14 protein-coding genes are annotated in these 14,424 nt (G+C 57.8%); 5 read left to right on the forward strand and 9 right to left on the reverse strand.

Features of this window, described 5'->3' with window-relative positions:
- Nucleotides 1-8 precede the first annotated feature (8 nt).
- The 3 genes from ACAM27_RS00260 to ACAM27_RS00270 all read right to left on the reverse strand — a co-directional run bounded on the left by ACAM27_RS00260 (nucleotide 9) and on the right by ACAM27_RS00270 (nucleotide 4,538).
- Nucleotides 9-1,379, reverse strand: coding sequence for an aminoacyl-tRNA deacylase and HDOD domain-containing protein (locus ACAM27_RS00260; protein WP_014420408.1), 1,371 nt, complete (start codon nucleotides 1,377-1,379; stop codon nucleotides 9-11).
- 116 nt (nucleotides 1,380-1,495) lie between these two features.
- On the reverse strand, nucleotides 1,496-3,571 hold the full coding sequence (gene recG / locus ACAM27_RS00265; protein ID WP_023008014.1) for an ATP-dependent DNA helicase RecG: 2,076 nt from the start codon (nucleotides 3,569-3,571) through the stop codon (nucleotides 1,496-1,498).
- Between the two features lie 7 nt (nucleotides 3,572-3,578).
- Nucleotides 3,579-4,538, reverse strand: coding sequence for a hydrogen peroxide-inducible genes activator (locus tag ACAM27_RS00270; protein ID WP_011784172.1), 960 nt, complete (start codon nucleotides 4,536-4,538; stop codon nucleotides 3,579-3,581).
- A 76-nt stretch (nucleotides 4,539-4,614) separates the two neighbouring features.
- Here ACAM27_RS00270 and ACAM27_RS00275 point away from each other — a divergent pair, with 76 nt between their 5' ends.
- Complete coding sequence (locus ACAM27_RS00275; RefSeq protein ID WP_023008015.1) at nucleotides 4,615-5,481, forward strand: NAD-dependent epimerase/dehydratase family protein; 867 nt, start codon at nucleotides 4,615-4,617, stop codon at nucleotides 5,479-5,481.
- A 3-nt stretch (nucleotides 5,482-5,484) separates the two neighbouring features.
- Here ACAM27_RS00275 and ACAM27_RS00280 read toward each other — a convergent pair whose 3' ends face one another.
- From ACAM27_RS00280 to gmk, 4 genes are all read right to left on the reverse strand, one after another.
- Complete coding sequence (locus ACAM27_RS00280; protein ID WP_011784170.1) at nucleotides 5,485-5,871, reverse strand: RidA family protein; 387 nt, start codon at nucleotides 5,869-5,871, stop codon at nucleotides 5,485-5,487.
- A 74-nt stretch (nucleotides 5,872-5,945) separates the two neighbouring features.
- Complete coding sequence (locus ACAM27_RS00285; RefSeq protein ID WP_369612388.1) at nucleotides 5,946-8,090, reverse strand: bifunctional (p)ppGpp synthetase/guanosine-3',5'-bis(diphosphate) 3'-pyrophosphohydrolase; 2,145 nt, start codon at nucleotides 8,088-8,090, stop codon at nucleotides 5,946-5,948.
- Between the two features lie 175 nt (nucleotides 8,091-8,265).
- Entirely contained in the window at nucleotides 8,266-8,478 is a 213-nt protein-coding gene (rpoZ, locus tag ACAM27_RS00290) for a DNA-directed RNA polymerase subunit omega (protein ID WP_011784168.1), read from the reverse strand.
- An 88-nt stretch (nucleotides 8,479-8,566) separates the two neighbouring features.
- Nucleotides 8,567-9,199 carry a guanylate kinase gene (gene gmk, locus ACAM27_RS00295; protein WP_023011593.1) on the reverse strand — a complete coding sequence of 211 codons (633 nt, stop codon included), beginning with the start codon at nucleotides 9,197-9,199 and terminating at the stop codon, nucleotides 8,567-8,569.
- A gap of 146 nt (nucleotides 9,200-9,345) precedes the next feature.
- On the opposite strand from gmk, the gene ACAM27_RS00300 reads away from it, so the two are divergent.
- Nucleotides 9,346-10,224 (forward strand): universal stress protein, encoded by an 879-nt coding sequence (locus ACAM27_RS00300; protein ID WP_199453078.1) that lies wholly within the window; start codon nucleotides 9,346-9,348, stop codon nucleotides 10,222-10,224.
- Nucleotides 10,225-10,268: 44 nt separating this feature from the next.
- Here ACAM27_RS00300 and ACAM27_RS00305 read toward each other — a convergent pair whose 3' ends face one another.
- The gene (locus ACAM27_RS00305) at nucleotides 10,269-11,138 is read right to left on the reverse strand and encodes a YicC/YloC family endoribonuclease (protein ID WP_369612389.1); all 870 of its coding nucleotides are present in this window, start codon (nucleotides 11,136-11,138) and stop codon (nucleotides 10,269-10,271) included.
- Nucleotides 11,139-11,320: 182 nt separating this feature from the next.
- Between ACAM27_RS00305 and rph the strand changes: the two genes are divergently transcribed.
- Nucleotides 11,321-12,037, forward strand: a complete 717-nt coding sequence (rph, locus tag ACAM27_RS00310; protein WP_011784093.1) for a ribonuclease PH — start codon at nucleotides 11,321-11,323, stop codon at nucleotides 12,035-12,037.
- 157 nt (nucleotides 12,038-12,194) lie between these two features.
- On the opposite strand, the gene ACAM27_RS00315 is transcribed toward rph, so the two are convergent.
- On the reverse strand, nucleotides 12,195-13,001 hold the full coding sequence (locus ACAM27_RS00315) for an exodeoxyribonuclease III (RefSeq protein ID WP_011784092.1): 807 nt from the start codon (nucleotides 12,999-13,001) through the stop codon (nucleotides 12,195-12,197).
- 81 nt (nucleotides 13,002-13,082) lie between these two features.
- Here ACAM27_RS00315 and pyrE point away from each other — a divergent pair, with 81 nt between their 5' ends.
- Complete coding sequence (gene pyrE, locus ACAM27_RS00320; protein WP_011784091.1) at nucleotides 13,083-13,721, forward strand: orotate phosphoribosyltransferase; 639 nt, start codon at nucleotides 13,083-13,085, stop codon at nucleotides 13,719-13,721.
- 3 nt (nucleotides 13,722-13,724) lie between these two features.
- Complete coding sequence (locus tag ACAM27_RS00325; protein ID WP_023008361.1) at nucleotides 13,725-14,372, forward strand: DUF4124 domain-containing protein; 648 nt, start codon at nucleotides 13,725-13,727, stop codon at nucleotides 14,370-14,372.
- Nucleotides 14,373-14,424: the final 52 nt, after the last annotated feature.

Here is a 14,424-nt window from a genome sequence, read left to right on the forward strand (position 1 = left end):
GCCCTTTTTTATCCGCCCTGGCTCATCATCCCGGCCATGGCCATAATGCTGTCTTTTCGGCGCACCAGCTCATCAAACTGTTCCTGAACCAGCTCTCTGTCCAGACCCAGCTCATCATAAACGGCCTGAGTTGCCGGCTCACCTGCGCCCAAGGCAACACCACGCTCGGTCAGCAACTGCCGCCCCAGCCACAAAAGACGGGCATATACATTGTGAGGCCCGTCATAGGCAGGATTCTTCTGGTAGCGAATAGCCAGTGTCACCTCGTCCGGCATACCCCAGTTTTCCATCAACTGCGCCGCAATCTGCTCCCGGGTGATCCCCAGCAGGTAATGCTCAATGACACTGGAATCAATGTGCGGGTTCACCTCCAGCGACCGGCAGACCAGCTTGAAATGCGGCGGGAACACCTGAGCCAGTACCAGATGCCCGAAGTTATGGAGCAAACCCGCCAGGTAGGCGAGGCCAAACAGAGGTCGCTGCCCTCGAGGCATCATGCTCGCGAGAATACCCGCAGACTGAGCCTGCCAGATGGCCTGCTGCCAGTAATCCACATAACCGTCCGGATGATCCTTCGGGTGCTTCAGGGCACGCCCCAGCGCCAGGCCCATGGCCAGGTTCATCACAAGATCAAAACCCAGTACCCGGGACACCGCATCGTGGACGGAACGCACCTGCCCTGCAGCGGCGTAAAACGATGATGATGCCCAACTCACGACCTGGGCTGCCAGGCTTGGGTCGCTCTCCACCACATCGACCAGATCCCCCATTACCGCATTGGGGTTTACCCGCAGATGAATGATGCGCTGAGCGGTCTCGGGCAAGGGTGGCAGCTCCAGTGTATCCTCCAGTCGCTGCTGAATACGCAAGCCGGTGAACTTTTTGATGGCGGAATGCAGCTGGTCACGGTCGGCGGCGTGATTGTCAAGATTGACGGATATTTTCGCGGTATCCACCGCAAAATCGTGTCGGGCGGCCTTTGCCGTCAACTGGCGAAAATCTTCCCCCGGCATCATCAGGCCCAGGTCCTGTTCCCCCAACTCCAGCGCGACCGCCTCGAGTTCATCCACACGCCGGTCAACTACGGTCGGCCAACCGGTGAGTGATGGCAGCGCCGGCAACTCCTGAAGCCCGGCTTTCTGGCGGACCCGAACCTGCTCGCGCCGCTGCATCATTCTCAGATCCCGCCCCAGACGCTTGTTCAGGGCTTCCAGATCGAGCATATCGTTGCGACGGCAGATGGCCTGCAGATTACCTTGATCGTCGCTGAGCAGTACCATTCGGAGCAAATGGCCGGTATCAATCTGGCTTACGCTCCGGAACGATACACCGGGGGCGTTATCACCAAGTGCCTGCTGTACCACAACAGGAAGTTCCATAGCATTCTCCGGACAAAGGTTATCAATCAGTTTTCATGCATTTTGCAGTCATTAACGCGACATTAACAGGCCAATATCGGCCACGAGCACAGGCGTTATGAAATTCATGATCAACACTATACGTCGCCATAACGAATTTTCTCACCCAGCCACCGTCTGATAAGTGCTGAGACTACCCGAGGCTCCCTCATCAGGCTCGGAGCCATGTCACGAATGGGTTCAATCCAACCCTTGTCGCGTTCAAAATCGGCCAGGCGAAACTGCATCAAGCCAGTCTGGCGAGTACCCAGCACTTCTCCAGGCCCCCGAATCTCAAGATCCTTTTCGGCGATAAAGAAACCATCCTGACTGTCCCGCAGCGCCTGTAACCTGGCCTTGCCATTATTGGACAGGGGCGGGTGATACATCAGCACGCAGAAACTGGCTTGCTCACCGCGGCCAACCCGGCCCCGCAGCTGATGTAACTGCGCCAGCCCGAGCCGCTCCGGGTTCTCGATAATAATCAGAGAGGCATTGGGCACATCCACGCCGACCTCGATCACCGTGGTAGCTACCAGCAAGTCCAGTTCACCGTCTTTGAAACGCTCCATTACCGCGGCTTTTTCCTGGGCTTTCAGGCGGCCATGAACAAGGCCAATGGACAGGTCCGGCAACCTCTCAACCAACTCCTGGGCGGTCACTTCCGCCGCCTGGCACTGAAGCGCCTCGGATTCTTCAATCAGAGTGCATACCCAGTAGGCCTGCCGCCCTTCCCTGCAGGCCTTGCGTACCCGCTCAATGATGTCGTCCCGGCGACTCTCCGGCAGCACAATCGTTTCAATGGGCTTACGCCCTGGTGGCAGCTCATCAATCACGGAGGTATCTAGGTCGGCGTAAGCGCTCATGGCCAGGGTTCGCGGTATGGGCGTCGCCGTCATGATCAACTGGTGCGGCGCCAGCGTTCCGCCAACCCCTTTCTCTCTCAGGGCCAGCCGCTGGTGCACGCCAAACCGGTGCTGTTCGTCGACAATTACCAGCGCCAGGCGCTGGAATACCACGTCATCCTGAAACAGAGCATGGGTACCAATGGCAATCTGAGCACGGCCCTCGGCGACCGCATTCAATGCTGACTGCCGGGCCTTGCCTTTCACCTTCCCCGACAACCAGACCAGCTCCACACCCAATGGCTCCAGCCAATTACGGAAATTCTGATAGTGTTGCTCCGCCAGAATCTCGGTAGGTGCCATCAAGGCAACCTGGGCGCCGGCTTCGATGGCTTGCAGGGCCGACAAGGCGGCAACCACGGTTTTACCCGAGCCGACATCTCCCTGAACCAGGCGAAGCATCGGCACCGGCTGGCTCAGATCCTGCCGGATATCGGCCATCACATGGCGCTGGGCACCGGTCAGACTAAACGGCAGTTGCTCCAGAAATCGCTCTGCCCGGTCTCCCGCTGGTAGCAGCGGCAAGGCCTCCCGGGCCTGTATCTGCTCCCGGACCTGCAACAGGCTAAGCTGATGCGCCAGCAACTCCTCCATCACCAGCCGCTGCTGAGCCGGATGCTTTCCCTCTACCAGCAGATGCACCGGGGCGCCGGCCGGAGGCAAATGCACCAGGCGAACAGCCTCGGTTATGCCGGGCAACTGGTAGTCCGCCAGCAGTGCCGGGGGCAGCCAGTCCTTGATGGGGTAGCGATCCAGATAGCTCAGGGCCTGCTGACACAGCCCCCTGACCCGGGGCTGTTGAATGCCCTCGGTCAGCGGATACACCGGCGTGAGCGTCGCCTGTTCGGCCGACGGCATGGGAGGTGGATTGGTCTGGTACTCCGGATGGTAGAATTCGTAACCGGCCCGGCCCGGTCGCACTTCGCCGAAACAGCGTACTCGCGTGCCTTCAGCAAGCTGGTTTTTCTGGGCGGCATTGAAGTGAAAAAACCGCATCACCAGAAACCCGGTGTCATCCCGCAACGTCACCTGCAGGCTGCGCCGACGCCCCATCACCAGGTCGGCCTTCATGACCTCACCTTCCACAACGGCAATATCGCCGATACGCAGGCTGCCCATGGGCACTACACGGGTGCGGTCTTCATAACGGTAGGGAAGATGGAACAGGAGATCCTGAATGGAGTGGATGCCCAGCCTGGCAAGTATTTCCGCCAGGGCGCTTCCTACGCCCTTGAGCTGGGTTACCGGGATGTCCTCCAGTGACGTCATACGGCCCTCAGGCGCTTTCAGCAACCGCCGGTGTGTCGGTTTTGGCTTTTTCAATCACCCGGCACTGGCTAGCCGCCAGTGACAGTACATCGATGGCTTTGGGCCGCGGGAAGGTTACACGCCAGGCCAGCGCCACGGTTCGGAAAGGCACCGGCGCCGCAAAAGGCCGCACCGCAAGGATATCTTCCTGGTATTTGATGGCAGTGGCGGCCGACAGCGGCAGTACCGTGATTCCCAGACCGGAGGCCACCATGTGCCGGATGGTTTCCAGCGAACTGCCCTCGGTCACCAGCTCCGGTCTGCCGTTATCCGCCCGTTTGGTGATGGCATCCACCAGGGGCGGACATGACTCCAGCACCTGATCCCGGAAACAGTGGCCGGGCCCGAGCAGCAACAATTGCTCTTTCGCCATCTCTTCGGCCGTCACCTGCTCTTTCTCTGTCAGCGGATGATCTGCTGGCAGCAGCACCACAAACGGCTCATCGTAAAGCGGCAGGGTTACTACTTCCGGCTCTTCAAACGGCAGGGCAATGATGATGGCATCCAACTCTGAGTGCCGCAGCTTCTGGCGCAGGCTGGCGGTGTAGTTCTCTTCTATGTACAGGGGCATGTCTGGCGCCGCTCTGCGCAGCTCCGGTAATAAATGCGGGAACAGGTAGGGTCCGATGGTGTAAATCGCGCCGACCTTCAATGGCGAATTGAGCTGATTCTTGCCGTCCTGCGCCATATCCTTGATCACGCCCACCTGGTCCAGAACCCGCTGGGCCTGCTCAATGATACGCTGGCCAACTTCGGTCACCCGAATACTGCTTTTGCTGCGCTCGAACAATGGGATACCGAGCTCATCCTCCAGCTTTTTAACCGCAACGCTAAGGGTCGGCTGGCTGACATGACAGCGCTCTGCGGCACGGCCAAAATGCCTTTCCCGGGCAAGCGTAACAACGTATCGTAACTCGGTGAGGGTCATGGTGAGCTCCGGTTGACGTACTCAGGTCGAAGTTTCACTTACTTTATCAGCCAAAGGATAAGGATTGAAATTGTCTATGGCAATGACTGATGACAAGCAAAAGGCACAAATTCTGGTGGCGGGCTGCGGCAAGCTCGGAGGTGACATTGCCACGGTTCTGCTGGGCGCCGGAGACGTATACGGGCTGCGCCGCAACCCGGATCGGGTTCCCCAGGGAGTGACCGGGATCGGGGCAGATCTGACCCACCCGGAATCCATGGCTGGCAAGCTTCCGGAACACCTGGACATCGTCGTCTATTGCCTGACGCCATCCAGCTACGACGAAGAGGGTTATCATCAAGCCTATGTCACTGGTCTCAAGAACCTGCTCAACGTCATCGGTGAGCAATCCCTCAAACGGCTGATCTTCATCAGCAGCACCAGCGTCTTTGCGCAGAATGATGACAGCTGGGTCGATGAGAACAGCCCTGCCGATCCGGACCGGTTCACTGGTCAACAAATCCTCCAGGGCGAACGTACCGCCCTGAACAGCGGGCATCCCGCCACCGTTGTTCGCTTCAGTGGCATTTATGGCCCCAGCCGTCAGCGTTTTCTTGAGGAAGTCCTGGAAGGCCGCATGAATCCCCAACCACCCGCACCTTTCAGCAATCGCATACACGAAGTGGATGCCGCCAACGCTGTGGCATGGCTTGCGCAAAAAGCCCTGAACGGTGAGGACCTGGAGCCACTGTACGTCGCCAGTGATTGCGAGCCGGTTCGGCTGGATGAGGTGGTTGATTGGGTGCGGACTCAGGTGCCGTGCAAAGCCCCGGTGGAAGGCGCCCGTAAAGGCGGGCGGGCCGGTAGCAAGCGCTGCAGTAATCGAAAACTGCTTCAGAGTGGCTTTGAATTCCGGTACCCCGACTATCGGGCGGGGTACCGGGAGATGATCAGCAAGCTCTGACGCTTAGCTGAGCACCATAACGGCTTCCATTTCCACCGGAACGCCTTTCGGCAGCGCGGCTACACCGACGGCGGCGCGTGCCGGATACGGCTCCTGGAAATAGGTGGCCATGATCTCGTTGACAGTGGCGAAGTTGGCCAGGTCCGTCATGTAGATATTCAGTTTGACGATGTCCTTCAGCTCGCCACCGGCCGCTTCACACACGGCTTTCAGGTTCTCGAACACCTGACGGGTCTTGGCGGCAAAGTCGCCCGCCACCACTTCCATGGTTTCCGGGTCCAGCGGAATCTGGCCAGACAGATACACGGTGTCCCCGGCTTTAACAGCCTGAGAGTAGGTACCAATCGCCTGAGGGGCGTTTTCGGTCTGGATAACAGATTTGTTGGTCATGACCTGCAATTTCCTCTTTTCCAAAACGCCAATCGTCACCTTTGGGCGTAGCCACTGTCAACCACGCAAAGGTCTCAGTGCCGAACCCGGCCGATATGGGTCACTGCACGAATATTCCGGACCCTGCGCATCACCCGCGCCAGATGCTTGCGGCCATTCACATGCACCACGAGGCTGACGATGCCGAAGCGCGCGTTCTGGTCTTCCACACTGATGCGCTCGATGTTTCCGTCTGCCATGGCAACGGCGTTCGCTACTTCGGCAATCACCCCGCGCTGGCGCTCCAGTTCAACCCGAAGCTCCACCGAGAATTCATCGGTAATGTCCTTGGCCCACTTCAGGTGGGTCAGCCGGGCACGGCCTTCATCGTCCTCCGGCAGGCGGGAACAGGTATCTGAATGAATCACCATACCGTTGCCGGAGTCCATCACACCAACCACCGGGTCCCCGGGAATGGGTTTGCAACAATTGGCAAAGCGCACCAAGAGCCCTTCGGTGCCGCGTATGGTGACGGCGCCCTGCTTGCTGTCCGGGGCATTTTCCAGGTTGGCCGGCGCGTCCATCACGTCATTGCCAGACACCAACTGACGGGCCACCAGATAGGCCATACGGTTACCCAGACCAATATCGCTGATCAGATCATCAAAGCTGTTGACCTGGTTGTGATTAACCACCGCCTGTTTCTGGGCATCGCTGATATCCGACAGTTTGGCACCAAAACCCTTGAGCGAACGTTTGAGCAGGGTGCGACCCAGCTCCATGGACTCGGTCCGCTTACGGGTTTTGAGCACATGCCGGATACTGCTTCGGGCTTTGCCGGTCACCACGAAGCTGAGCCAGGCAGGATTCGGGCGGGCGCCGGGCGCGGTGATGATTTCCACCGTCTGCCCGCTTTGCAGCGGTTGACTCAGAGATGCCAGATTGCGATTGATCCGACACGCCACAGAGGCATTGCCGATATCGGTATGGATTGCATAGGCGAAGTCCACCGGGGTGGCCCCGCTTGGCAGCTCCATGATCCGGCCCTTGGGCGTAAACACATAGATCTCGTCCGGGAACAGATCGACCTTGACGTGTTCAATGAACTCCATGGAATCATCCGCGCGTTCGCGCATTTCCATGAGCCCCTTCACCCACCGATCTACCCGGGATTGATTGATGGTGGTCACGCCGGAGGCTTCGTTTTTGTACATCCAGTGGGCAGCAATACCATTGTTGGCAATGTGCTCCATTTCCTCGGTCCGGATCTGGATCTCGATGTTCACGTGCATGCCGAACAAGGTAGTGTGAATGGACTGATAGCCATTCGACTTGGGCATGGCAATGTAATCCTTGAAACGCCCGGGCAGTGGCTTGTAGAGATTGTGTACGGCACCAAGTATGCGATAACAGTTATCCTCGGTATCCGTAATGATCCTGAACGCATACACATCCATGATTTCATGGAAGGATTTCTGCTTGAACTTCATCTTGTTATAAATGGAGTTCAGGTGTTTCTCCCGCCCCAGAATGCGGCCCGGAAGCCCACGCTCCTCCAGCTTTTCCTGCAATTTTCCCCGGATGTCTTCAATGATCTCCCGGTGGCTGCCACGAAGCTTCTCCACCGCCTTGGAAATGTACTTGGCGCGCATGGGATAAAGCGAGGAAAAGCCCAGATCTTCAAGCTCGGTACAGATGGAATGCATGCCCAGGCGATTGGCAATGGGCGCATAGATATCAAGGGTTTCAGTGGCAATACGCAGGCGCTTCTCGTACGGCATGGGGCCAAGGGTGCGCATGTTGTGCAGACGATCCGCCAGCTTCACCAGAATCACCCGGATATCCTTGGCCATGGCCAGGGTCATCTTCTGGAAGTTTTCCGCCTGGGCCTCCGCCCGGGAGCGGAACTCAATCTGGGTCAGTTTGGAGACACCATCTACCAGCTCGGCCACATCCTCTCCGAACTGTTCCGCCAGCGCATCTTTTGGAATGCCGGTATCTTCAATGACATCGTGAAGCATGGCTGCCATCAGGCTCTGATGGTCGAGCCGGAGGTCGGCAAGAATTCCGGCCACAGCCAGGGGGTGGGTAATATAACGGTCGCCGCTTTTACGCATCTGGCCTTCGTGGGCCTGTTCGGCGTAATAGTAAGCCCGTCGCACCTGATTGATGCGATTGGTATCGAGGTAGGAACTGAGCTCTCTGGCCAGTTCTTCTACCGTTGCCTCTGCTGCGACCACCGCGCCTCCATCGTTGTCAGTGTACCGGGGACAAAAAAGCCCGAATGCGTGCATCCGGGCTTCCGTTGTCCTTCCTGGCAAGTTCTATAGTTACACTATAAAACTGCGAAGGCAGATTTCAATGCTTCTCAATTACCGGCACGTATTTTTACGCATCGCCGGCAACCGGACGAACTCAGTCGTCGTCTTCTTCCAGCAGAAGATCGCGGGTCACCTTGCCTTCTGCAATTTCACGCAGGGCAATAACGGTCGGCTTATCATTCTCTTCCGCAACCATCGGCTCGGCACCCTTGGTGGCGATCTGGCGGGCGCGTTTGGTGGCCAGCATGACCAGCTGGAATCGGTTATCTACGTTTTCCAGACAATCTTCAACGGTAACTCGTGCCATTATCTTCCCCGAACAAAAAGAATCACTGATTTAGCAGACCGCGTAGTTTACTGGCCCCGGCTCAATTTGTATACAGTGAAAACCACCATCACCCGTGAGCGGACAAGTCCCGCAGCAACTCACCGTGGCGAACCTGCTGGGTGGCCATTTTCAGCCGCTGACTGCGGACAATGGCCAGCAGATCAGCTAATGCCACCGCAAAGTCATCGTTGACCACCAGGTAATCAAACTCGACCGCGTGCCGGCACTCTTCCTCCGCCTCCGACAGCCGCCGTTCGATGACTTCCGGCGCGTCAGTACCACGCCCAACAAGTCGCTGGCGGAGGATTTCAGCCGAGGGCGGCACAATGAAAATGCTCACACATTCCGGAATCAGCCGGCGCACCTGTTCCGCCCCCTGCCAGTCAATCTCCAGGATCACATCCTGCCCGGTAGCCAGGGTTTCCCGCACCCACACCTGGGAGGTGCCATAGTAGTTGCCGAAAACATCCGCATGCTCCAGGAAATCACCCCGGGCAATCATGGCCTCGAACTCATCCCGGCTGATGAAGTGATAGTTCACGCCATCCTGCTCTCCATCGCGCATCGGGCGAGTGGTGTGGGATACCGACACCCCCAGCCGGGAATCCTGACGGAGCATTTCCGACACGAGGCTGGTCTTGCCCGCGCCGGAAGGAGCGGAAATCACAAACAGGGTACCCTGCCCACCGGCCTGCTTCATGGCTTGAAGACTCCTGAACAACAGTTTGCGGCCAACACGCATGGCCAGAAAGCGGCAAATTATACGGGGTTTGACTTATCTCCGCATCCCGGCCCGGGTTCAGCTGTTAGTATGAACGCAAACACCCACAGTAAACGGATACCGCCATGGAAAAACTCCTGATCATCATGGATCACCACCATAAAGACCAAACCGCCCTCGCCCGTGGCGTGGCACTGGCCCGGGCAACGGGCGCAGCGGTGGAGGTCGTGGCGTTTGTGCATGAATATCTGGATGCACTGCCGGGCGATCCGGAGGTACAACAACGGGCCCGACAGGCGCTCATGGAACATCGCCAGAAATGGCTGGAACAGATGCTGGCGCTGGCCGATTGCAATGATCTGAAGATCCATGCCCGAACGGTCTGGGAAAAGCACATTCACCTGTGGGTAATTGCCCAGTGCCAGAAAGAGAACGTTGGTGTCGTGGTAAAGACGGGCCATCGCTCAGAAACCTTCCTGTATACCCCAACTGACTGGCACCTGATTCGCGAGTGCCCGTCACCGGTGATGCTGGTGGCGGAGAACAAATGGAACAAGGCTCGGCCAATCCTGGCGGCGGTGGACCTGAGCTCCGACAAACCCGTGAAGAAAGCCCTGAACAATCGCATCATTGATCGCGCCTGGCATCTGGCGAAGGCTCTGGAAACAGAGCTGCACCTGGTGCACGCACTTCATACCTCGGTGGTTCTGGCCGACCTGGACATCATCGACCCTCTGGCCCACGCCAGAAAACGGGAAGCGGCCCTGAAACCGCAGATTGAACACCTGTGCAACACCTGGCACCTGATGCCGGAACAGGTCCACATCGAATCTGGCCCTGCTCAAAAGATCATTCCCAGTGTTGCCAACCGGATCAAGGCCGACATGGTCGTCGTCGGCACCACCGGTAAAACCGGCCTGGCCGCCCGTGTCATCGGCAACACGGCCGAAAAGGTGCTGACGCATTTGCGGACCGACCTGCTCGCCATCAAGCCGGCGGAGTAAACCGCACGAACGCCGGGGAGGCACCAACCGCCCCGGCTTATACCTCACTCCAGATTCTGCACCTGTTCCCGCATCTGCTCGATCAACACCTTGAGATCCACCGCAATACGGGTAACCGCCGCATCAATGCTTTTGCTGCTGAGGGTGTTGGCTTCGCGGTTCAGCTCCTGCATCAGAAAATCCAGGCGCCGGCCGATAGCATCGTCGTTCTTCAGGGTGTCGGCAACCTCACTGATGTGGGCATCCAGCCGGTCCAGCTCCTCCGCCACATCACTTTTCTGGGCCAGCATGACCATTTCCTGGGCCACACGCTCCGGATCCAGCTCCACTTTCGCCTTCTCGAATCGGTCTTTCAGATTCCGCTCCTGGGCGGCCAGCAGTTGCGGCATTTTCTCACGCACCTCAGCCACCAGCTTACCCATGGTGGCCAGACGATCCTCGAACAACGGCCTCAAGCGCTCGCCTTCCCGTTCGCGCACACTCGTCAACTCATCCACGGTATCGGCAAACAGATCTGCCGCTGCCTCCTTCGCCGCGCTGTAGTCCTTTTCGGGCAGAGACATCACCCCCGGCCAGCGCAGAATATCGAGCGCATTGATGTGGGCCGGGTTATCCAGCATACGGTTGATATGATTGGCCGCCTCATTCACAGCCCGGGCCAACTCATCACTGATTTCAAAGCCCTGGACATCACTCTCGGCCGACTGCAGGCGCATGGAGATATCGACCTTGCCCCGCTTCAAGCCCTGCTTGCGCAATTCCTCCCGAAACCTGTTTTCAAGCTCACGAAAAGCCTCCGGCAATCGGAACGAAGGTTCCAGATAGCGGTGATTCACGGTACGAATCTCACAAGTAAGAGTACCCCAGTCACCCTGGGCGTCCTTGCGGGCAAAAGCAGTCATGCTGCGGATCATAGTGACTCCAGTGTTCGTCAAAGGAACATCGAGTTTAACAGGCAAACACCCGGAGCGGCGAACCCGACCAAAGGGGCACGCAGCGTCCCCCGCCGGGCACTTGCTACATGCTATACTCGTTGCCCTTTCAAAACGCCCGACCGGCACCAGCCGGACATTCATATTCAGAAACAGGACACACTATGCGACCAAGCGGCAGAACGCCTGAGCAACCCAGAGACGTCCGCATCACCCGGAACTACACGCGCCACGCCGAAGGCTCGGTGCTGGTGGAATTCGGCGATACCAAGGTGATCTGTACTGCCTCTGTCGAGAACAAAGTACCACCGTTCCTGCGCGGCGAAGGCAAAGGCTGGATCACCGCCGAGTACGGCATGCTGCCCCGCTCCACCGGCAGCCGCATGGGCCGGGAAGCTGCCCGTGGAAAACAGGGTGGCCGCACCGTGGAAATCCAGCGCCTGATCGGCCGCAGCCTGCGCGCCGCAGTGGACCTCGAAGCGCTGGGCGAACACACCATCACCATCGACTGTGACGTGATCCAGGCCGACGGCGGCACCCGCACTGCTGCGATCACCGGTGGCTGCGTGGCCCTGGTAGACGCGCTGAATCACCTGGTAAAAGAGAAACGCCTGAAGAAATCACCTCTCAAACAGATGGTGGCGGCGGTATCGGTCGGTGTCTACAGGGGCACCCCGGTAGCCGATCTGGACTACCCGGAAGACTCCGAAGCTGAAACTGACATGAACGTGATCATGACCGATCAGGGCGGCTTCATTGAAATCCAGGGAACTGCGGAAGGTGCGCCGTTCGAGCAGGCAGAACTGGACGCCATGCTGGCGCTGGCAAGGAAAGCGATTGATCAGTTGTTTGAACTGCAGAAAGAAGCTTTGAGCGCATAGGCCTGACGGCCTACTGAAAGCTAGCGGGTTCGGAGGGGGAAGCCTTTCCGGGACCGTCTCCGGCCAGGGATGGCCGGAGTCGAGCGCACAGGGATGTGCTTGTAGCGTGTTCCGGAAAGGCTTCCCCCTCCGGACACGCGACCGACTATCCCAAAGCTCAGAAGCCAATTTCGATATCGTAATCCATGATCACAGGGGCATGATCAGAGAACCGGGTCTCGTCATCAATCCAGCCATCGCGAATGGTCTTTCGAATACCCGGCGTCAGCAGGTGATAATCCACCCGGATACCCGCTTTCTTACGGGAACCCTCAGTCTGCTCCGGCCACCAGGTGAACTGATTGCTCTGCTTGTTGATCTCGCGGAACGCATCAATACAGCCCATTTCATCAAACAAACGATCCAGCCATGCCCGCTCATGGGGCAGGAAACCGGAGAAATCGGTCTTGTGATAAAGCGGGCTTGCGTCGGTTACATGATGAGCGGTCTGAAGATTCGCGCATAGAATAAACTGACGACGTTTGCGCAGGGTTTTCTGCATATGAATGCCAAAGGCTTCCATGAACTCGTCTTTGTGATCGAGCACTGTCAGGTCGTCTTCACCGATCAGTTCTTCCTCGCGGCCGAGGGCACAGGGCGCGAGCACGCAGGCAACGGAAACCTTGTCGAAGTCGGCCTGGATAAAGCGGCCTTCCCGGTCTGCCTGCTCATTGGCAAAGCCATACATGATGGCCTTCGGGAAATGACGGGTGTAGATGCCGACACCACCGTGTTCGTTCAGTTCACCATCAATGAAGTAGGCCTCGTAGCCTTCCGGAATCAGGTTCCTGTCTTCAATTTCGTAGGCGCGCATGCGGTGGTCCTGCACACAGACCACATCAGCGTCCTGTTCGGCAAGCCAGTCAAAAAAACCCTTTTCAACAGCCTGCTCAAGACCATTGACGCTGATTGATACTACCCGCATACGTGTTCCCTGATTCGGTTTGTGTGTATGATACCGTTTTTACGCTTTAATTAAAGATCAAACCCCGCCAGAAGCCTTGCCATGCATGACTATCAGCAAAAATTCATTGAGTTTGCCATCCAGCGGAATGTGCTGCGTTTTGGAGAATTCACACTCAAATCCGGGCGCACCAGCCCCTACTTCTTCAATGCCGGACTGTTCAACACCGGAAACGACCTGCTTGAGTTAAGCAAGGCCTATGCCGCTGCGATAGCACGCAGCGGGCTGGATTATGACATCATTTTCGGGCCTGCCTATAAGGGCATTCCGTTGGCCACGGTAACCGCCATGGCACTTGCAACAGACGGTAACAGCAAACCTTTTGCCTTTAACCGCAAAGAAAAGAAAGATCATGGTGAGGGTGGCAATATTGTTGGCGCCCCACTACAAGGTAAGGTACTGATTGTTGACGACGTGATTACCGCAGGCACGGCCATCCGGGAATCTATCGACATCATCCGGGCCGCCGGAGCCGAACCGGCCGGGGTGCTGATTGCCCTGGACCGACAGGAAAAGGGCAACGGTGAACTGTCCGCCATCCAGGAAGTCGAGAAAGAGTTCGGCATCCCCGTTGTCAGCATCATTCGTCTTGAACAGGTACTGGACTACCTGAAGTCCAATCCGGAATTTGCCGGCCATGCGGAGAACGTGGCCAGCTACCGGGACCGCTACGGAGTCTGATGAATGCGTCACCATCTGACCGTTTCTCCTGTTGTTGCCGGCGTTGCGGCCTTCGGACTGCTGTTTGCGGCCGGCGCCCAGGCAACCATGTACCGTTACACGGATGAAAACGGACGGCTGGTTATCAGCAACACCATTCCCCAGGAAGCGACCAAACGTGGTTACGATATCCTGAGCAACAACGGCCGGGTGGTCGAGACCGTTGCCCCCGCCCCTACCGCCGAAGAAATCGCCGCCAGGGAAGCGGAGAAAGAGCGCCAGAAGCAACTGGAAATCCAGCAGGAGCAGGATCGTCTGCTCCTGAAACGCTTCAGCCATCCGGATCAGGCTGTGCGCGCCATGCATCGCAAGATCCGCGAACTGGAAGGCATTATCCAGCTGAAGCGCGGGAACATTTCAGTAATTTCCAGCCAGCTCGACAGCGAGCAGAGCCGCGCGGCGGATATGGAGCGCGCTGGCCGGGACATCCCGGAAACGACGCTGGAGAAAATCCGCAGGCTCGAAGCCCAGATTCGAGATATCGAGCGGGAGATTTCCGCTCAGCGGCAGGATATCGGCGAAATGAAAAAGGCCTACGAATCAGACATCAAGCGCCTGGAAGAAATCACCGGGGAGACACGAACACTCCCCCTGGAGCCGGAAGAAAACTAAGCTCCACTAATGACAAAGGGCGCTCAACCGAGCGCCCTTTGCGTATGACTCA

This window comes from Marinobacter sp. RI1, assembly GCF_041155085.1.
Lineage (GTDB): Bacteria > Pseudomonadota > Gammaproteobacteria > Pseudomonadales > Oleiphilaceae > Marinobacter > Marinobacter nauticus.

What these genes read in the sequence shown, in the direction of transcription:
- ACAM27_RS00260 (WP_014420408.1), bottom strand. Translation starts at nt 1,379, where the DNA reads ATGGAACTTCCTGTTGTGGTACAGCAGGCACTTGGTGATAACGCCCCC.
- recG (WP_023008014.1), bottom strand. Translation starts at nt 3,571, where the DNA reads ATGACGTCACTGGAGGACATCCCGGTAACCCAGCTCAAGGGCGTAGGA.
- ACAM27_RS00270 (WP_011784172.1), bottom strand. Translation starts at nt 4,538, where the DNA reads ATGACCCTCACCGAGTTACGATACGTTGTTACGCTTGCCCGGGAAAGG.
- ACAM27_RS00275 (WP_023008015.1), top strand. Translation starts at nt 4,615, where the DNA reads ATGGCAATGACTGATGACAAGCAAAAGGCACAAATTCTGGTGGCGGGC.
- ACAM27_RS00280 (WP_011784170.1), bottom strand. Translation starts at nt 5,871, where the DNA reads ATGACCAACAAATCTGTTATCCAGACCGAAAACGCCCCTCAGGCGATT.
- rpoZ (WP_011784168.1), bottom strand. Translation starts at nt 8,478, where the DNA reads ATGGCACGAGTTACCGTTGAAGATTGTCTGGAAAACGTAGATAACCGA.
- gmk (WP_023011593.1), bottom strand. Translation starts at nt 9,199, where the DNA reads ATGAAGCAGGCCGGTGGGCAGGGTACCCTGTTTGTGATTTCCGCTCCT.
- ACAM27_RS00300 (WP_199453078.1), top strand. Translation starts at nt 9,346, where the DNA reads ATGGAAAAACTCCTGATCATCATGGATCACCACCATAAAGACCAAACC.
- ACAM27_RS00305 (WP_369612389.1), bottom strand. Translation starts at nt 11,138, where the DNA reads ATGATCCGCAGCATGACTGCTTTTGCCCGCAAGGACGCCCAGGGTGAC.
- rph (WP_011784093.1), top strand. Translation starts at nt 11,321, where the DNA reads ATGCGACCAAGCGGCAGAACGCCTGAGCAACCCAGAGACGTCCGCATC.
- ACAM27_RS00315 (WP_011784092.1), bottom strand. Translation starts at nt 13,001, where the DNA reads ATGCGGGTAGTATCAATCAGCGTCAATGGTCTTGAGCAGGCTGTTGAA.
- pyrE (WP_011784091.1), top strand. Translation starts at nt 13,083, where the DNA reads ATGCATGACTATCAGCAAAAATTCATTGAGTTTGCCATCCAGCGGAAT.
- ACAM27_RS00325 (WP_023008361.1), top strand. Translation starts at nt 13,725, where the DNA reads ATGCGTCACCATCTGACCGTTTCTCCTGTTGTTGCCGGCGTTGCGGCC.